Origin of the sequence: Lysinibacillus zambalensis (genome assembly GCF_040183165.1) — a bacterium.
Taxonomy (GTDB): domain Bacteria; phylum Bacillota; class Bacilli; order Bacillales_A; family Planococcaceae; genus Lysinibacillus; species Lysinibacillus zambalensis.
In genome coordinates this window covers 46,878-65,593 of record NZ_JBEGDG010000020.1, presented here as the reverse complement: position 1 = coordinate 65,593, position 18,716 = coordinate 46,878, and the positions used below count along the sequence as shown (strand labels likewise).

Sequence of the window (18,716 nt, the reverse complement as noted above, 5' to 3'; positions counted from 1 at the left end):
GATAATGGGAGGTGTTTTCAATGAATGAGCGTTTTACAAAGGGGTTCGAAACAATAAAGCAGTATGTGACAACGGAAGAAGCGGCAAGAATGATTGAGGCGGATGCACTAGCTGACATCGCACCAGATTTACGAAAAATGATTATTGAATTTGCATACGGTGATGTTTATTCAAGACCAGGGCTAGATGCGAAAAGTCGCGCACTTGTTGTCATTACAGCAGTCGTAACACAAGGTGCTGCTCCGCAAACAAAAACACATATTAAACGTGGTTTACATACAGGTTTGGCACAGACAGAAATTGTGGAAGCATTATTACAATTAGTGCCTTACATAGGTTTTCCGCGTGTGCAAAACGCTTTAACTATAGCTCAACAGGTTTTTAAAGAAGAAGCGTAAAATTATTCCTTGGTGTTTCATGCTATACGAAGGCACTTTAATAAAAATGCGCATCAAATGAATAAACACCTGTGAAACGGTTCATATTAAGAGCGGAATCACTTATTAATCTAATATGATTAGGAGGATGTAGAATGAGTAGTCAAACACCCAAAGACCAGGAATCTCAGGAAAGTCCGCCACAATTGTATAGGGTGAGCTTCTAAAATCTTAAGCAAAAGGTAAGGCAGAGGATATTCTGTTTTGCTGTATCTTAAGAAGAAGCAAAAACCGATACAGATAAAATCAATAGAAATAAGTGTTCTTGGATCCAGAATTTTTCTGGGTCCTTTTTTTATCTCGCATTATAGCCGTAAAGCCAGAGTAATGAAGAAGAACCAAAGATTAATTTTCATTTTATAGAAAAATTTGACTTTTTAAGAAATCTGTCTTACTCTAAGTATGACAGATTTCTGTTTGGTGATAAGCGATACAGATTGGAGGGATAAGATGAATATTCATTTAGATCCAAGCAGTGAATTACAGCTCTATAAACAGTTAGCGAATCAATTAATTGAGTTAATTGCTAAGGGAGAGCTAAAAAATGGTGATACATTACCTTCAGTTCGTTCAATGGCTGCAGATTTAGGGATTAATGTTAGTACGGTAAGTAAGAGCTATCACGAACTCGAAGAAAAAGGGTTAATTGAATTAAAGCCAAAGGCAAAGGCTCTCATTATCGGTGGTCAAAAAAAAGAATTGAAAGAGACGGAAGTTGAAAAAGTAGAAAATGCATTAAAGCCAATTATGGCAGAGGCATTTGCACGTGGCTTAGAAAAAGATCAGATGACAAGTTTGATTCATCGAATTTTAAAACAATGGAAGTAGGGGAAATATGCTTTTTATAGTAAGCATCTTCATCTTTGTAGGCGTACTGGAAACATTAACACCATTTTTGTCTAGAAAAACAACAGTGTTTGGTGTTTCAATTCCTGAGCCCTATGTGCAACATCAGCAATTACAACTATTTAAAAAGCACTACAGTATGCTGGTAGGGAGCATAGCAGCTGCATTTCTTTTAGGCCAAATTTCACTACTATTTACGTCCATTCAGGAAGAAAAATTTGTTTTACTATCCTTTATATTGTTATTTGTCATCTTACTCATATCAGCAGCTCTTTATATGTTTTATCATATAAAAATAATAAAACTAAAAAAACATGAAAATTGGGAAGCACATGTCAAAACAGTTTATGTGACGGATCTATCTATACGTGATCGAGATGAAGTACTCTCACCTAAATTTTTTATATTACCAATTATTGTTAATTTAGCGTTAATCACCTTTACCTATATGAATTACAATTCCATCCCAGATGTATTTGCTACCCATTGGAATGCAGCAGGTGAGGTAGACGGTTGGACTGAAAAAACATGGATTTCAGTAATAGTAATGCCACTTATTTTACTAGGGATACAAATTAGCGTTTTCATCATGAGTTTTGGAATGAAAAGTGCCAAAATACAATTGAGCGCACAGGCGAAAGAAGCTTCTGCCAATAGAGAGCTTGCACAGCGAAAATATGGCAGCTGGTATTTAGCAGCGATGAATCATAATATGACCATTCTTCTTGTTGTTTTACATTACACAACAGTGATTTTAAAGAATCAAACAGTTCCTTACTTCTTCCCTCTTTTTATTGTTTTTATGATCGTCACTTTAGGGGGACTTATCCTCTTTACTTGGAAATTAAGTAAAAGTAATGAGCGCTTTGGTGATTTACATACAAACGAAACAGCTGCAGCCGATGATCGCTACTGGAAATGGGGTATTGTTTACATCAATAAAAATGATCCATCATTATTAGTGCAAAAGAAATACGGTGTTGGTTGGACTGTGAATATGGCGAATAAATGGAGTTACATCATTTTACTCGTGATATTTGTACCTATTTTGTTATTCATTTCCTTGTAGAGGGAGAGATATTATGAAGAAATTATTGTTTTTATGTTGTGCACTCTTATTATTAGCAGCGTGCGCGCAGGAGGAAGACAAAGCAAAAGGTAAAGAGACGAAAGGGGACAATAAAATGAATGAACAACTAATAGGAAAATGGGAAGGGAATATTGAAACACCGAATGGAGCATTTCCAATTATCTTAGATTTGCAAAAAGATAACGGGAAATTATCAGTACCTGCGCAAGGGGATTTTCCATTTAATGGTATTATATATAATGGCAATCAAGTGAATGTTTCCATTAACTTAAATGGCTCAGCTATTGAAATTAAAGGCACATTAAAAGATGGGCAAATTGAAGCAACATTCCAACAAAATGGTGGCATATTCCCACTTGTCTTAAAGCCATTCAAAGAACAGCCAGAACAACCAGTTACGTATGAAGCGTTAAAGATTCCCGTTCAAAATGGTGAGTTAACAGTGGCTCTTCAAAAGGCTAGTAACGAACCAACTCCAGTTGCACTTATTATTGCAGGCTCTGGTCCAACTGATAAGGATGGAAATTCAGCATTAGCTGGTAAAAATAATAGCTTAAAAATGATAGCAGAAGGATTAGCAAAAGACGGTATTGCAAGTGTTCGCTATGATAAACGTGGAATAGGCGATAATCAATCCCTTTTAACAAAGGAAGAGGATATAACTTTTAACCAATACGTAGATGACGCAGTTCAAGTAATTAATACCCTTTTAGCTGATAAAGCTTATTCAAGTGTTCATATTATTGGCCATAGCGAAGGCTCACTGATCGGTTTGCTAGCAGCACAAAAAGCAAATGTAGAGTCCTTTGTTTCCATAGCAGGTACTGGAAGATCAATAGATGAAGTTCTATTAGAGCAATTAAAAGTTCAGTTAACACCAGCCCTTCTAAAAGAATCAACCGATGTTCTTGCATCTTTGAAAAAAGGTGAGCTAGTGAAGAACGTTTCACAAGAATTACAATCTCTTTTCCGTCCTTCCGTTCAACCGTATATGATTTCATGGTTAAAATATAACCCTGCAAGTGAGTTAGTAAAAGTGAATAGCCGAATTTTAATTCTTCAAGGTACAACTGACTTACAAGTAGTTGCGACTGATGCGGAAGCGTTAAAGAAAGCAAAACCAGATGCCGAGCTTATATATATGGACGGAATGAATCATGTGTTAAAAAATGCTCCAGCAGATCGCGCGAAAAATTTTGCGACGTATGCAGACCCAACATTACCACTTCATAAAGAATTGTTGCCTGCCATCCAGCAATTTATTATGAATGAAAATAGAGACTAGGTATGGTGAATGCCATTGTTTGTTTTATCATTATGATCCCAATCTTTGTGATAGTTCTATCTCAAGGAAAAGGTGCATTTTTACTAGCGGGGTATAATACTATGCCCGCTAGTGAGAAAGAGAAATAAAAGTGTTGAAGAGATTTTTGAAAGAATGATGCTTAGCGATAAGATAATTAATCCTGAATATAGTGAAAGGATATAAACTTCAAACATTTGATCACTTTTCCCCGTTTACTTGTGATGATTTCCATGAAAGCTTTACGAAGGTCATTAGCGAAGTTGTAGGTAATCAATCGGTAATAATAAGAAATGGAGATGAAAGAATGGGAATCCTAGATATTAAAAATTTTTCAAAAGTGTATAAAGATAAAAAAAAAGCTGTCGATAACATAAGTTTATCTGTTGAAAATGGCGATGTTTTTGGATTTATAGGTCATAATGGCGCAGGGAAAAGTACAACGATCAAATCAGTAGTAGGAATCCTAGATTTTGAGGAAGGCGACATCTACATTGATGGGCATTCTATTAAGAAAGAGCCTCTTAAATGCAAATCGAAATTTGCTTATATCCCTGATAGTCCCGAAATATATGAACATTTGACAGGAATCCAGTATTTAAATTTTGTAGCAGATATTTTCGGAGTGCCGGAAGATGTTCGAGTAATGAGAATAAAAGAACATTCTGGAATGTTTGGAATAACAGAAAGTCTAGGGAATCTAATATCCTCTTATTCTCACGGAATGAAGCAAAAGTTAGCAATAACTGGAGCTATTATTCATGAACCTAAGCTTTTGATTCTGGACGAGCCATTTGTAGGTCTTGATCCAAAAGCAGTAGTTGTTTTAAAAGAGATAATGAAGAAAATGACTGCTAAAGGGAATGCAATATTTTTTTCAACACATGTCTTAGATGTTGCAGAAAAGCTTTGTAATAAGGTGGCTATGATTAATCGTGGAAAGCTAGTTTATAGTGGTACGATGGATGAAATAATACAAAATCAAACATTGGAAGAGTTCTTTATGAAGGAGTTAAAAGATGAGTCATTTTCTTATTCTTCTGAAAGTTAGGGTTATTTCACTGGCGAGACTTAATACCCTAAAAGGTAAAGCCAGCATTGGTGATAAAATGGTTATTATCGGTATATCTCTTCCGATTGTTATCTTGCTAGCGTATTTTACAAGTCTTGGATATATGCTGAATGAATATAATATGAGAGAACACATACTTGCATTTTCATTTTTATTGAGTACTCTTATATCATTATTTATAGCATTTTTTAATGCTAGTGATGAGTTATTTGGAAAAAGAGATTATGACACATTAATGTCACTTCCTATTAAAACATCAATAATAGTTGTAAGTAGATTCTTTTATATATATTTCTTGAATACGGTAGTATCTTTAATAATCATGCTTTTAATGGGAGCGGTATATTTCTTTACAGGAACAGTAAGCGGAGTTTTTTGGATAAAGATACTGATTGGAATACTTACAGTTGCATTAGTACCATCAATTGTAGCGTCAATTGTTAGTATATTAGTTTTAGAAGTTTCATCGAGAGCAAAATATTCTCGTGCGTTTTCTTCAATTAGCTATATGTGTATTTTTTTATTTTTAGTATTAGCACCAACATTGAGTGGTTATAAATTAGATCCAAGCGATATGAAATTGATATTAACAGATGTATTGAATCAGTTTAACCAAGTGTATCCAATGTTTTATTTGTATAATAAAATACTCGTAACAGGACAAGTGGGAGATTTTCTTATATATATAGCAGTTTCATTAGTGTTAACAGTGATTTTTATTATTGGTCTTTCGTTTGTATACAAAAGACTAAATACTAAAATTCAATCAATAAGTAGTAACAAAAAATATGAAGTAAGAACATTAAAACGATCAAGTATTTTAAAAGCATTATATGTGAAAGAAATCAAACGACTATTTTCGTCCACAATGTACTTAATGAACAAAGCATTCGGAGTGATTATGATGGTTATTTTTACGATTTCTTTAATGATTTCAATCACAAAAGTGATGGAATATATGCCGATAGATACTATTAATACAGTAGAGATTCTGTATAGAGTAACACCGTACATAATGTCATTGATGGTATGTTTATCAAATACAAGTAGCGTATCTTTTTCACTTGAAGGTAAAAATATTTGGATAATCAAAACTTTTCCATTGTCGAAAGAAATGGTTGTAAAGAGTAAGATACTTGTTAATCTTACGGTTACAATACCTCTTACGATTATAAACGGAATAATAATCGGAAGAGTGTTTGGAGCAACATTATTTGATTCCATCATATTAGTACTTCTTCCATGTGCATTTGCAGTATTTTCAGCAGTATACGGAATTGTTATTAATTTAAGATTTGTAAATTATAGTTGGCAATCAGAGCTCCAAGTAATAAAGCGGAGTGTATCAAGTTTATTGGGGATGTTAGGTGGAATGATTCTGGTACTCATTGCAGCAGTTCCAAGAGTACTATGGTCAGGTTCGATAGTAGGCATATATGATGTTGTTATTATTTTATGCTTGGGCATCGTAACTAGCAAGTTATATGCTAAATCAATAAATGGTGAGCCTATTTAATTGGGAAGAGTAGTGTGAAGACTAAATAAATAAATTGAAAAAAGTAAGCTAAATAAAGACCGCAATTAATTGAAAAATCTATGAGAATGGAGATTATTATGAATAAATCTAAAAAGTCAGTAAGTATAATTCCTTGGATATTTTGTGCCTTGTTTTTTGTGTTTTCAATTATTGGTGTACAAAATATATCGGATGAGATTCCTATTACCTTCAACATGGCCGGTCCCAATTTGAACGGCAGTAAATATTTTATCTTTATTTATCCTGTATTGTCATTTTTTATAGGGATTACTGCATTAGGTGGATTAGGGAAAAAGAAAAATACTAAATTACAAGGAAACTTACTATTTATAATTATAGGGAACTTAATAGTAGGTGGATTTATGGTTTATACAATCTTATCACATTGGAATATGTAATTTTAAAATAATTGGTGAATAAGGAAGGAGAAGTATATGTTTTAGGTGAGAATGTAACTTATGGGCAAACTAAGACAAACCGATGTAACCAATCAGCAATTTTAATAAATCAGGATGGTCTCTTAACCACTCTAATATGTTTAGTCTATATTTATCTAACTTTCGCGTTCTACGCTTCGTAGAAGACAGCCAAAGAGACATTTCATCTGGATCCTTTTCTAAATAATGATTAACAGTTCCTCTGCAACTCCGAGCTTCTTTGCAATTTTACTTTTTGAAAAGCCTAGTTCTCGCATCTGAAAAATTTGATTATGCATTTTCCACTTTTCCACCCTCTGCACCACCATCCATCTCTGATAGTCTTCAACTAATCTATCATACTATGGATAATTTTGATTCTAATAAAAAGTGTTCAATCTTATTGAGCGATAATTGACTACTTTTGTTTAGCAGTTAAATAGAAGGAAAGTAAATACTAGTAAAAGGTAAATCCCGCGAGCAGAGGGCAATATCCACAGAAACAAGGTAATGCACATACGAATCAAATTAGTATTAAATCAAAAGAAGTATGCTCAATTCAAAAAATGATGAGCATACTCTTTTGGTTTTTAGGCATTTTTCCACCTTTTGTATTTGGGCAAACTGTCGCTGTTATTTTTCAATACGTTGATTAGAGCGAAAGTAGATTGTTGAGACGTAGATCAATGCAATTCAACGGAAGCCTAAAACAACCTCACGTTATGGTGAAGTGCATTATAGTGAAACAATTATTACAACTTTATCGTACAATAACTATGCAAGGAGAGGTGTATTTCCATTCATTCAAGGTGGATGAAATAGCATGATGAATCGAAACTAAATTGAAAAGAAGGTGCTTTTATGTATAGCATTGGGAAATTTTCGAATCTATGCAATGTTCCTGTAAAAACCATTCGTTACTATAGCGATATTGGGTTACTCGAGCCATCTTTTATAGATGAAGTGACTGGCTATCGTTATTATGATTACGATAAAATGAAAGAGCTGAATACTATTCAGATTCTAAAAGATTGTCATTTTTCATTAAAAGAAATTGAACAGGTTATAAAAGGGGAAAATGATAAGCAAGTTTTAGAGCTAAGATTACATAAAAAAGTTCAGGAATTAGAGCACCAACAAGAAATGATCGCTGAACAAATTCAAAATATTGTCCATGTGAAAAATTCTATTAAGAACGCTGAGACATTTAATCCGAAGCCAACATTATCAAGTTGTTACATAGAAGAACGACCAGAAGTACAGGTGCTTTTCATTCGGGAAAAAATTAATATTATAGAAATAGATAGGCTAGTACAAAAATTATTTGAACGAATTTATGCATATCAATTAGAGGTAGTTGGGGAGCTTACTGCAATTTTTCATCAACATGATAAGAAGCAAAATGTAGCAGATGTTGAACTACTGTTGCCAGTAAAAGCAACTCAACCGGCAAATTATATTAAACTAATCCAAGAAGGCAGATATGCTTGTATAAATGTAAAGGGACCGTATTCAGAGTTGAATTTTGGCTATAGTCGCTTGCAAGAATGGTTGACGGAGCAATCCCTTGAGACAGAAGGGATGTTTATGGAGCAATACATAAAGGGGCTAATCCCATCCGAAGTAGTAAACCCAATTAATATCAAACCAAATATTGAGATCCATCCAAACGATTTTTTGACAACAGTGTTTGTGAAAATAAGAAACTAGCTAAAGTCTCCAGTAAATGGAGACTTTATTCTGTAATTAGCAAGGTAACAACGTCTTGCTAGTAACATACAGAATGGAGTACATCAATGACAACAAATATAGGACAGTTTGCATATCTTAAAGGTAGTTCGTATGAGATTGGACAACATCAAGCACGAGAATTTCAAAAAAAACTTTTGCGAAATCGCTATTCTTTACGGAAAAATTAACTTCGGACAAAGCTTATTTTCAAATGAAAGCACAAATAGAGCAGTATTGCCCAAGTTTAAATGAAGAATTAGAAGGCTTCGCGGAAGGCTTTGGATATAAGCCCGAACAACTACATTTCTATCAAAATGCGTGGTTAATTCCTGGAGGATGTAGTTGAGGGGCTATTTTGCCTGGAAAAATGGCGGATGGTAAAACATATGTTATAAGAAATTATGATTTATCGCCCGCTATTTCAGATATGCGTTTATGTACAACGGTCGTCGAAGGAAAATATATTCATACAGGATTTTCTGTTTCTACATTCGGTCGGAGCGAAGGTTTAAATGAGAAGGGGCTATGTGTTGCGTATGCATCGTGTGGCATGCCCATTGGCAAATATCCTGGTATGAGACCACCAGTAGTACCTGGTTTACAGTTTATGGTTATTGTCAGAGCTCTATTAGAAAATTGTGAAAATGTAGAAGAAGCTATTAATATGGTAAATAATATGCCAGTAGGAACGAATATGAATTTACTGATAGCGGATGCAAATGGCGCCGCAGCCTTGATTGGAACATATGACGGAATAAAAGAAGTGAAACGTGCAGAACTAGATTATCTTATTGCCACTAACCATGGGCTATTTTCTTCAATACAAAAAATGGAGCCAGGCAAACTTGAGCATTCTCAATTAAGATATGATATTTTAGAGGGGAAATTTTCGGAAAGTGGTAAAAGATCTGTTGAAGAAATCCAAGAACTTCTATTAAAGGAGTTTCCTAAAGGACTATCTGTTCATAATTACAACGAAAGCTTTGGAACCGTCCATTCAATTTTGTTTAACCTTACTGACTTACAACTAGAATTTTCATTTGGCTCACCAATACAAAATCAGGTAAACAAGATAGACGTTGGCGAGAATTTTGTGAAAACATCAACATCAACACCTATTGAATTTAATAATAAAAGCTATGGAACACAATTTTGGAAAATAATAAAATCTTAAACAACAAAAAGACCTATCCTTGGTGAGAGGTCTTTTTGTATGTACAAACGATCATACCGCGTCCGATAGTGAGAAGAGAAAGAAATACACATTAACGCTTGTTTTTGACATTTATACTAAAGCGCAAAATCTCGATTATCTTTACTTATTATAAACTAGAAAAATTACTATTCATTGAAGTTATTTTTTATGGGTCGAGTATTTTTGAGGGCTGAACGTGCTATTTAGTGGCTATCATTCCTAGTCAATTCTCTTTATCTTGTTTATTAACTCAATTCGTTCGTTACAACTTGGATAAAATCATCTCTATATTGTGAATCAAAAAAAGTAACCCCTTTCTCTTTGGAAAGTTGTTGTAACTTTTGAATCTTTGCTTCATCTTGCTCCATAAAGGCTTTTTCTACATAATGTAAATCTTGCAAGATATGATATATAAAAGTATCACCTTCTCTTTTGATATCTATAGCAATAAAATCAAAAGATAAAAATGTTTTAGTAGGGTTGATAATTTTATCAAACAGATAGTTTAAAGCTTTAAAAGGGACATAAGGGATACCTTTCTTATACTCATATTTTTCAATAATAGGTAAAACCTCATCAATAAATCTTTGTATTTTTTCTATTTCGTAAAGCTTTGTATTCTCGAAATCATGCATCTCGATAATCTGCTGTATTTTTTCATATTGATTTTGTTCTAACAGTTGCTTTATATAAAGGAGCTCTTCTTTGAATTTGGATCGGACTTTTTTACTTAATTGCCGATGATCAATAACAGCGTATTCGATTAGCTCCCAGTCTATCTCTGGACCAAAATGTGGTCCTAAAAAATACTTAAGTTCTTCAAAATCGCGCACTTAGGTAACTCCTTTTACGTTAGTATTATTAATCTTGAAGGAAAACAAGATAAAAATTTCTTGCCCTAACCGCTCATCAAACATCTTTCGTCAGAGCCATATTAAGATGATATTCCTTTATCTTTACTTAATTCCCAACAATTATGTATTTTACATAAAAAATCATTTTATAGAAATATATAATTTTATTTCATTTTTTTAAAAATAAAATGAACCTTTTCTATTTGCCGTTTGTATAGTCAGTGAACATAGTAATAAGGAGGGATTATTTTGGAGCTTATTGTGAAGGATATTGTGAAAAAATATAATGGTGTGAACGTTTTGGATGGTGTGTCGGCCACATTTAAAATGGGGTATTGTTATTTATTATTAGGTCAAAATGGAGCGGGTAAATCTACATTATCAAAATGTATAGCTGGAGATGTAAAACCTGATGCAGGTACTATTGTATTCAATGAAGCGTCTCAACATGTACAAGAACAAGTTGCGCTTCAATACCAATTTTTTTCGAGTTATCAGCATCTTAAAATTCGTGAAGTAATGGCTCTTTTTACTACATTGACGAACAATAAGGCTGATTTGGGAGAACTATATGAAATATTAGGATTACCGACTTATGACCACCTATTGTTGAAAAATGCGTCAGGCGGTCAGCGAAAAGCAGTATCGATCTTCCTTTCTTTTTTATTAAATAAACCAATTATCATTTTAGATGAGCCGTTTGCTGATTTAGATTTAACAAAGAAGAAGCAATTGATGTTTTACTTACAGCATGAAATTCGCCAACGTAACAAAATGATCATCATTATTAGTCATGAGGTGGCAGGGTTAGAACCGTTATTTGATTATGTCGTGATTTTAAAAGACGGGAAGCTCATTGAAAATAGCACACAGGATGAACTCTATAGAAAATACGCAGAGGCTAAATTGCCGGGAATCGAAGGTCTTTACTATGAAGTGACAGGTCAAATTTTAGGAGGAAAAGCAGGATGATTAAACAAATTGCACGCATGTATATGATAGAAAGTATCCGTAATCCAGGAATGGCTATTGGAAATTTGTTGCCAGCCTTTATATTTATGATTACTTCAGTAATTTGTAAAAATATAGTGACTGGAGATGCGATAGATTTTATGATTAAAGGTCAGTTTTTACCAATTTCAATATTAATGTTAATTTTCTCATTTGCATTTTCTAGCGCTACTATATATTTGGCAGATATGAAGGCCCATAAAACGTTCCAATGGGTACAGCGAACAGGCGTTAAGCCACACACTTACTATATTGGGATGGGAATCGGTGTTTTTACATTATTAAATATATTTTTAGTGTTACTACTCATTGGCTATTCCTTCATCATTGATATTTCACTTTCATCTTTTTTTATGATTATTTTGATTAGTAATTTTGTTTTACTGGCATTATATCCATTGAGCTTTATATTGGCAGGTCTATTTAAAAATGAGAAATTAGCTCAAAGCATGTTAACACCAATTATGATTTTATTCATGTTTTCAGTAACGATGACAACGATGTTTTTAACGCTTGCAGAGAAAAACCCGCAGGATTATTTTATTTTCTTAATCTGGAATCCAATGCTTTATTTAAATGATAGCTTGCAAATGTATTTGAATTTAATTAACGAAACATGGCTTCCGCAATATCAATATTGTATAATTTTAGCAGTTATTAGTTTGGTGCTCGCAGCCATCGCTAAAAAAGTATATACAAGTAAGTAGGTGATTTTATGGGAATTGGATTTATTGTATCTTTAATTGCCGTTGGCGTTTGGACTATTATTATTTTGGGAATTACAATCCCAATGAATAAAAAATATGTTGTTCGCGAAAATGGAAAAATTAATTATAAAAAAACAACCATTTATTTACGTTGGAATGTCTTTGATACGTTAACGCTCGTTATAGCCATATATACAATACTTTGTGTGCAGGCATTAAACATGCTTTTGTCATTCTCTCAAACGATCGAAAATCCATACGTGCAATTTTTTACAAATCAATCGCAAGCATGGGTCATTGTAATAGTGGCATACTTAGTTTCACGTGTGTCCATGACATTGAAGTCCATTAAGGCTCATTGGGGGGATGAGCTAGATGATGAGTAATGAAGAGTGGATGGAGGCCTATAAAAACGGCGAAGTCGAGGGCTTTGAACAGCTCTATAGTCGTTTGTATGAGCCATTGTACTGCTTTTTATTTCGCTATACTCGGGAAGATCAGCTAAGCATTGATATTGTGCAAGATACCTTTGAGCGTTTACAATATATAAAAGAAGATTTTGATGAGCAAAAGGGTACGGTCAAAGCTTTTTTATTTCAAATTGCTTATCGCCTAATGATAAATAAATTGAATCGGCGCAAAAAATGGCGTACGCTCTTCCCGTTTTTAGTACCGACGTCCAGTCATCGAATGTCTGCTGACGAGAAATTAACGATACAAGAGGCGATACTTCAATTACCCGAAAAGCAACGAGCGGTTATTTTGCTCGTTTACTATCATGATTTGCCACAAGAGGAAATTGCACAAATTTTGTCCATTCCACTTGGCACAGTTAAATCAAGGCTACATAATGCGATAAGGACTTTAAAGGAAAAGCTAAAGGAGGATTTCGATGCTTAAGGATGAATTTCAAAAGGAACAATGGTTAAAAGACAGCTTAGATCAAGATAAAGTGGAGATTCCTAAGCAGCTAATGACATACAAGAAAAGTCGCTGGCAACGTTTTCTTCAATATTTAGCTTCACCAACGAAGGATCCGTTAGAGCCAATATGTACATCTTCAGTTGGTTATACCTCTTTGAAAATAGTACCCATTGCTGCGGCTGTATTTATAACAATTTTCCAAATTTTATTGCAATAATTTTTATCAACTATTAAATTTCTCACTGCCACAATCATTCGGTTGTGGTATTTTTAATGAATAAAATACTATTTATTGCCCATTTTTAGGAAATATTTAGATTAATTTGGAGGTTAGTGCTTTGAGGGTTTTGAAAAAATTTCCACGACCATACACGATAAAAGGTCAGCTTCATCGAGCGCTTTTATGGATTACTTTTATTATTGGTCTATGTATTTTTATTCCAACGCTTTACATTGAATATCGGCAAACTATACAGCATCAGAATGAAGAGATGACGCATTATTTGGATGCTCAAACATATTTTTTTGAAAGCTGGTTATCAGAACGATCCAGTGATATACATACAATAGCTAATTTAGATTTTGTAAAAAATTATAATTATGAAAAATCGCAAGCTTTTTTTCTAGATTTTAAAGAAAAAACCGATTTTACCGACTTAATATTCGTTAATAAAGAAGGCATCGTACAATTTGATACCGTTACTGAATATAGTACATCTGGTGTTGGTGTTGGAATGGATGTAAAGAATCGTAAGTATTTTCAGGTTGCTAAAAAGACGAAACAACCATATATAACAGATATTTTAATTAGTAAAGTTACGAAGAAGCCTATTCTTGCATTTGCTTCACCTATTTTAAATGCACAACAACAATTCAATGGTGTAGTTTTTGGTGCAGTAAATTTAGACACAATCGATCAACTACTACATGAATCAAGAGTTGGCTTTTTAGGAAAAGCTTATATTATAGATCAGAATGGTACTATGCTCACAGATTTTAATAGTAAACAGCAACGGACTTCTAGCAATTATTTAGTGGATGAGCATATCCTAAACGCAGCTGAAAAAAATACAATAAGTGACCTAGAGCTTTATAAAGATGCGAATAATATGCGAGTACTTGCAAAAAGTAAGCCTATAAATGAAGGAAAATGGTTTATCATATCAGAAATAGGTCTGTTTGAGGCGTATCAACCATTCATCATTAGAATTTTATTGATAACATTTTGTTTAGTCGTAGGTTCGTTTTTTACGATTAAAATGATGTTACATCTTTCTAAAAAAATTGAAGAACCAATCCAACAGCTTCTTACAGGCGTTAGAAAAGTAGAACAAGGATTTTATGATTATCAAATAGATGAACAACAGTTGGCACCTTATGCACATGAATTTCAGGAGCTTTGTTCGTCCTTCAACGAAATGAGTGCTAAGGTGAAAACGGATACAATCTTACTAAAAAAATTATCAGTTACTTGTCAGTTGACGAAGCTGTATAATCGCCGTTATTTGATTGAACATGGAGAGCTTGTTTTTCAGAAATGTTTAGAGGAACAAAATCATTGTTCATGTATAGCGATTGATATTGATTTTTTCAAAAAGGTCAATGATACATATGGGCATTTAATCGGTGATGAAGTCCTAAAACACGTCGCAAATATCATTACAAATTCTGTGCGAAAAATCGACATTATTACAAGATATGGGGGAGAGGAGTTTGTCATTTTATCTCCAAATACTACGTTAGAGAGCGCAGTAAAGATAGCGGAAAGAGTTCGAAAGCATGTTGAACATCATCCTTATTATGCGGATGATGTTGAGATCAATGTGACAGTGAGTATTGGCATCGCAGGGTATGGTCATTCTAAAAACATTTCAACATTTTATGAGTTACTTGACAAGGCGGATCAAGCACTTTATATTGCAAAAGAAAGCGGTCGAAACCAACTGAGAGTATGTGATCATACAGGTAAAGTTGATACAAATCAGATACTTTAGAAGACTAAATTTGGGAAGTGGTATTTACATGAAGGAAATTATACTAAGTAAATTAAAAGAAATTGAAAAAGAGTATCAAGTGAAAATTTTATATGCAGTAGAATCAGGTAGTCGTGCTTGGGGATTTCCTTCCAAGGATAGTGATTATGATGTTCGTTTTATATATATTCATCAACCTCAGTGGTATCTTTCAATTGACCCTCAAGGTATTGGTGCTAAAAGGGATGTTATAGAAGTACCGATTAATGATTTGTTGGATATTAGTGGATGGGAAATAACAAAGGCATTAAGACTATTTCGCAAAAGTAATCCACCGCTATTAGAATGGTTACGAAGCAATATAGTGTATGACCAACAATATTCATTTATTGACAATGTACTATTACTGGAAAGTGAAGTATTTTATCCAAATGCAAGTTTATATCACTATTTAAACATGGCTAAAAACAATTATCGAGAGTATTTACAGGGATCAGAAGTAAAAATAAAAAAATATTTCTATGTCCTCAGACCAGTTTTAGCATGTAAATGGATAGAGAAAAACAATACGGTTCCACCAATTGATTTTCAGGAATTGTTAAATGCAATTATCTCTGAAGGTCCTTTAAAAACCGAAATTGAGCAACTTTTGCAGAGGAAAATGGCTGGTGACGAACTAAATATGGAGCCGCGTATTGAAAGTATTAATGAGTATTTAGATAAAGAAATAGAGCATATTGAGGCATACTGTAAAAATCTCCACGTTAAAGTCGATGATCCTACACAAAAATTAGATGCGTTATTTAGAAGTACATTGCAAGAAGTATGGGGATCGAAAACTGAATAATTTTAAATCGCAAGGTCATACTAAAAAAGGTTTCACTTATGAAATCTATATTGATGAGGAGGATGGCGCGAATGAGTAGGTTCGAACATTTAGACCCAAAATCTCAAAAAATCCACCGCAACTGGTCAAGGATTAAGCATTCAAAATCTCAAGTAAATGGTGAAACGGAGATTACTCTCCATAACCGTATTTTGAGAAGTGAAGCAAAAGCCCGACAGTTTTAATCATGCTAGAAAAGTAAGTGTCATCAAGCCCAGAACATATTCTGGGTTTTTTTGTTGTTTACGGGGCTTTTCATTCTTGTTCTGATAAAATGAATATATGAAAAATAAAGACAATTTTAGGAGGCGAAAGTAAATGAGCAGCGTAGAAAAAATAAAGAAGGGATTAAAGGAATTCGGCTTAGAGCATAGAACGGAGGAATTATTACCTCTCGCAAAAGAATCCATTCGAATGATGGTAAATCAAATACCTGAAGAAAAAATACAGATTGGCGGCTCAAAAGTTGGTGGCTGTCCGGATGTACCATCTGATTTCTCATGGCCACATACAAACGACAATAGACCGTTGTATTTTCTTTGCCAACTAAATCTAGCAGAAATCAAGGCTTATGATACAAACAGCTTATTACCTGTGGATGGTGTGCTTTCCTTTTTCTATGATGCTGTCGAGCAGCCTTGGGGATACGACCCGAAAGATCATGATGGCTTTAAAGTTTTCTATTTCTCTCAAGATACTAGTAGCCTGAATAGAATGGAAATTCCCGTATCATTACTCGAGCATGGTAACATCGACAGTGCGACGCTACAATTTAAGAATGAATTGACACTTCCATCTTGGGAATCGCCATACTCGATGTATTTAGAAGAGATATTAAGTGAAGAAGAAGCTGATAGCTACAGAGATTTTGAATACGAGTGGATGGAGGAAGATAATTTGTCTATGGCTACTCATCGCATAGACGGTTATCCAGATGCGATTCAAGGTGATATGTATTTAGAATGTCAACTGGTGACAAATGGTTTATATTGTGGAGACTCAACAGGATATGACGATCCTTTGCGAAAGGAATTAGAGGCAGGCGCAACTGATTGGCGATTATTACTCCAATTTGATACAGAGGATGATTTAGGGCTTATGTGGGGCGATAGTGGCAGATTGTACTACTGGATACGTGAGGAAGATTGTAAAAATAAACAATTTGATAAAGCGTGGGTAGTATTACAGTGTTTTTAAAGGAGGGTAATGGAATGCGAGATATTACATTTATTCAAAACTATTTAACGAATCCTGATGATGAAAAATTAGCGGAACACGTTTTTTGGATTGACTGGTGTGAAGACAATGCTGATATTGTCCAATATAGCGAGAAACTATTAAACACAGGGAAGTTAACGTATGAGCATGTTGTAAACGATGAGAGAGGTGTTGATTTATATATTATCTATGATGATAAAAAATCTCTTGTGGTGATGGGGGCGGATGATAGCTGTGATCCAACTATCATTGCCTTAAACGAGATTTTACAGCCTGATTATGAAATACGCATGTGGATGGAATCAATAGGCTCAGATACATTAGGCTTTGTTTTCCTAACACCTGATGAATGGTTAAACCTTGAACAGCAATTCGGATTAGAAAAAGTAAAAGAGTATTTTATGAGTATTACTGCTGAAACAAAAATATTCCGACTTACCTATGAAGATGTCGAGCAGCTATTGTAACATCATTAAAATAAGGTTGGAAAAAAAGCTTTGAAAATAAGCTACATGATAATAGACATTGTTTTAATGTATAAAATGGTTTGCAAATAATAATTTTGGCTTTTAATAAGAGAAAGGAGCATGCAAATTACATGGAAAAATATAATTTCACACAAGAATTGGCCAAACAAATCAATAATTATCAATCGATAGATGCTTTTTATACGAAAATCATGAAGACTGTGGAGCCTGCTAATATGGGCTTCATTTATATAGAACCTGGTGGTGTTGTTGGGATGCATGAGGCGCCTGTACCACAGTTGTTTATTGTCATTCAAGGAGAAGGATGGGTTTGTGGTGAGGATCAAGAGAAAGTAATTTTAAAGACTGGAGAAGGTGTTCTTTGGCAAACAGGAGAGGCCCATGAATCTGGGAGTCATTCAGGCTTAACAGCACTTGTTATCCAATCTGAGCAAATCCATCTTGCATAGTTTACATATAAAATGTGTAACGGAGTAAGTTTTAACTCCGTTACACTAAGCAGTTAGTGATAAGCTAAGTTTAACTGTCTTCAATAAGTGGCCATCAAATAACTCGTCAAATTCTTCTGTTTTTTTAAAGCCCTTTGCCTCGTAAAAGTTCATACCAATCGTATTTTCCTTTTCTACACAAACTAAAAGTGACGTTAAATTTGGAAGCATTTTGATCCCTTCATCTAATAGAGCCGTACCAATTCCTTTGCCCTGAGTTTCAGGAAGTAAATATATCGAGAAAAGCTCTGCCTCTCCATTTACAACATTTGAAAAATTGGCAAAACCTACAATCGTTTCTCCAATTATAGCAACTAAAAATAAACTTTTTTCCAAACGATCTTGCAATCGGTCTCTACTATAAGCGGCTTGTAAAAAACGATTTTGAACCTCATGAGGGATAATTCCTTCATATGTTTGGTGCCAACTCTTTTTGGCAATTTCTTGCACAGAAATGATGTCATTCTTTTGCATATGTCGTATAATTGAACTCAATACTTTTCACCTGCAATTCCAATTTTTCTATTTATTGTAACATAA

General features: G+C 33.9%; 24 protein-coding genes. 22 read left to right on the top strand and 2 right to left on the bottom strand.

What is annotated here, in order from left to right; genetic code table 11:
* The first annotated feature begins 20 nt into the window (after positions 1 to 20).
* The 11 genes from ABNX05_RS20690 (at position 21) to ABNX05_RS20645 (ending at position 9,606) form a co-directional block, all read left to right on the top strand.
* Complete coding sequence (locus ABNX05_RS20690; RefSeq protein WP_349661432.1) at positions 21 to 398, top strand: carboxymuconolactone decarboxylase family protein; 378 nt, start codon at positions 21 to 23, stop codon at positions 396 to 398.
* A gap of 489 nt (positions 399 to 887) precedes the next feature.
* Positions 888 to 1,265: a GntR family transcriptional regulator gene (locus tag ABNX05_RS20685; protein ID WP_349661431.1), complete on the top strand. Its 378-nt coding sequence runs from the start codon at positions 888 to 890 to the stop codon at positions 1,263 to 1,265.
* 7 nt (positions 1,266 to 1,272) lie between these two features.
* Positions 1,273 to 2,352 carry a DUF1648 domain-containing protein gene (locus ABNX05_RS20680; RefSeq protein ID WP_349661430.1) on the top strand — a complete coding sequence of 360 codons (1,080 nt, stop codon included), beginning with the start codon at positions 1,273 to 1,275 and terminating at the stop codon, positions 2,350 to 2,352.
* 13 nt (positions 2,353 to 2,365) lie between these two features.
* The gene (locus tag ABNX05_RS20675) at positions 2,366 to 3,658 is read left to right on the top strand and encodes an alpha/beta hydrolase (protein WP_349661429.1); all 1,293 of its coding nucleotides are present in this window, start codon (positions 2,366 to 2,368) and stop codon (positions 3,656 to 3,658) included.
* A 2-nt stretch (positions 3,659 to 3,660) separates the two neighbouring features.
* Complete coding sequence (locus ABNX05_RS26430) at positions 3,661 to 3,786, top strand: DUF3784 domain-containing protein (protein ID WP_432760160.1); 126 nt, start codon at positions 3,661 to 3,663, stop codon at positions 3,784 to 3,786.
* 203 nt (positions 3,787 to 3,989) lie between these two features.
* The gene (locus ABNX05_RS20670) at positions 3,990 to 4,727 is read left to right on the top strand and encodes an ABC transporter ATP-binding protein (protein WP_349661463.1); all 738 of its coding nucleotides are present in this window, start codon (positions 3,990 to 3,992) and stop codon (positions 4,725 to 4,727) included.
* On the top strand, positions 4,696 to 6,264 hold the full coding sequence (locus tag ABNX05_RS20665) for a putative ABC transporter permease subunit (protein WP_349661428.1): 1,569 nt from the start codon (positions 4,696 to 4,698) through the stop codon (positions 6,262 to 6,264). Before ABNX05_RS20670 ends, ABNX05_RS20665 begins: the two co-directional genes overlap by 32 nt.
* A gap of 98 nt (positions 6,265 to 6,362) precedes the next feature.
* A complete protein-coding gene (locus ABNX05_RS20660) occupies positions 6,363 to 6,683 on the top strand; it encodes a hypothetical protein (RefSeq protein ID WP_349661427.1) in 321 nt (106 codons plus the stop codon).
* A gap of 879 nt (positions 6,684 to 7,562) precedes the next feature.
* A complete protein-coding gene (locus tag ABNX05_RS20655; RefSeq protein ID WP_349661426.1) occupies positions 7,563 to 8,411 on the top strand; it encodes a MerR family transcriptional regulator in 849 nt (282 codons plus the stop codon).
* Positions 8,412 to 8,643: 232 nt separating this feature from the next.
* Complete coding sequence (locus tag ABNX05_RS20650) at positions 8,644 to 8,778, top strand: hypothetical protein (RefSeq protein ID WP_349661425.1); 135 nt, start codon at positions 8,644 to 8,646, stop codon at positions 8,776 to 8,778.
* Between the two features lie 9 nt (positions 8,779 to 8,787).
* Complete coding sequence (locus ABNX05_RS20645) at positions 8,788 to 9,606, top strand: C45 family autoproteolytic acyltransferase/hydrolase (RefSeq protein WP_349661424.1); 819 nt, start codon at positions 8,788 to 8,790, stop codon at positions 9,604 to 9,606.
* A 266-nt stretch (positions 9,607 to 9,872) separates the two neighbouring features.
* Here the strand turns inward: ABNX05_RS20645 and ABNX05_RS20640 are convergent, their stop codons facing one another.
* Positions 9,873 to 10,460, bottom strand: a complete 588-nt coding sequence (locus tag ABNX05_RS20640) for a hypothetical protein (protein ID WP_349661423.1) — start codon at positions 10,458 to 10,460, stop codon at positions 9,873 to 9,875.
* Between the two features lie 270 nt (positions 10,461 to 10,730).
* Here ABNX05_RS20640 and ABNX05_RS20635 point away from each other — a divergent pair, with 270 nt between their 5' ends.
* The 11 genes from ABNX05_RS20635 (at position 10,731) to ABNX05_RS20585 (ending at position 18,137) form a co-directional block, all read left to right on the top strand.
* Positions 10,731 to 11,453 (top strand): ATP-binding cassette domain-containing protein, encoded by a 723-nt coding sequence (locus ABNX05_RS20635; RefSeq protein ID WP_349661422.1) that lies wholly within the window; start codon positions 10,731 to 10,733, stop codon positions 11,451 to 11,453.
* A complete protein-coding gene (locus ABNX05_RS20630; protein WP_349661421.1) occupies positions 11,450 to 12,199 on the top strand; it encodes an ABC transporter permease in 750 nt (249 codons plus the stop codon). The genes ABNX05_RS20635 and ABNX05_RS20630 overlap by 4 nt, the downstream gene beginning before the upstream one ends.
* 8 nt (positions 12,200 to 12,207) lie before the next feature.
* The gene (locus ABNX05_RS20625; protein ID WP_349661420.1) at positions 12,208 to 12,585 is read left to right on the top strand and encodes a group-specific protein; all 378 of its coding nucleotides are present in this window, start codon (positions 12,208 to 12,210) and stop codon (positions 12,583 to 12,585) included.
* 10 nt (positions 12,586 to 12,595) lie between these two features.
* A complete protein-coding gene (locus ABNX05_RS20620; protein WP_432760162.1) occupies positions 12,596 to 13,099 on the top strand; it encodes an RNA polymerase sigma factor in 504 nt (167 codons plus the stop codon).
* Positions 13,092 to 13,340: a hypothetical protein gene (locus ABNX05_RS20615; RefSeq protein WP_349661418.1), complete on the top strand. Its 249-nt coding sequence runs from the start codon at positions 13,092 to 13,094 to the stop codon at positions 13,338 to 13,340. Before ABNX05_RS20620 ends, ABNX05_RS20615 begins: the two co-directional genes overlap by 8 nt.
* 121 nt (positions 13,341 to 13,461) lie before the next feature.
* Positions 13,462 to 15,117, top strand: a complete 1,656-nt coding sequence (locus ABNX05_RS20610; protein ID WP_349661417.1) for a sensor domain-containing diguanylate cyclase — start codon at positions 13,462 to 13,464, stop codon at positions 15,115 to 15,117.
* A gap of 28 nt (positions 15,118 to 15,145) precedes the next feature.
* Entirely contained in the window at positions 15,146 to 15,943 is a 798-nt protein-coding gene (locus tag ABNX05_RS20605; RefSeq protein ID WP_349661416.1) for a nucleotidyltransferase domain-containing protein, read from the top strand.
* A 71-nt stretch (positions 15,944 to 16,014) separates the two neighbouring features.
* Complete coding sequence (locus ABNX05_RS20600) at positions 16,015 to 16,167, top strand: YpzG family protein (RefSeq protein WP_068984661.1); 153 nt, start codon at positions 16,015 to 16,017, stop codon at positions 16,165 to 16,167.
* A gap of 133 nt (positions 16,168 to 16,300) precedes the next feature.
* Positions 16,301 to 17,179: a YwqG family protein gene (locus tag ABNX05_RS20595; protein ID WP_349661415.1), complete on the top strand. Its 879-nt coding sequence runs from the start codon at positions 16,301 to 16,303 to the stop codon at positions 17,177 to 17,179.
* A 14-nt stretch (positions 17,180 to 17,193) separates the two neighbouring features.
* Entirely contained in the window at positions 17,194 to 17,667 is a 474-nt protein-coding gene (locus ABNX05_RS20590) for a hypothetical protein (protein WP_349661414.1), read from the top strand.
* Positions 17,668 to 17,798: 131 nt separating this feature from the next.
* Positions 17,799 to 18,137: a cupin domain-containing protein gene (locus ABNX05_RS20585; protein WP_349661413.1), complete on the top strand. Its 339-nt coding sequence runs from the start codon at positions 17,799 to 17,801 to the stop codon at positions 18,135 to 18,137.
* 45 nt (positions 18,138 to 18,182) lie between these two features.
* Here ABNX05_RS20585 and ABNX05_RS20580 read toward each other — a convergent pair whose 3' ends face one another.
* Entirely contained in the window at positions 18,183 to 18,650 is a 468-nt protein-coding gene (locus ABNX05_RS20580; protein WP_432760161.1) for a GNAT family N-acetyltransferase, read from the bottom strand.
* Positions 18,651 to 18,716: the final 66 nt, after the last annotated feature.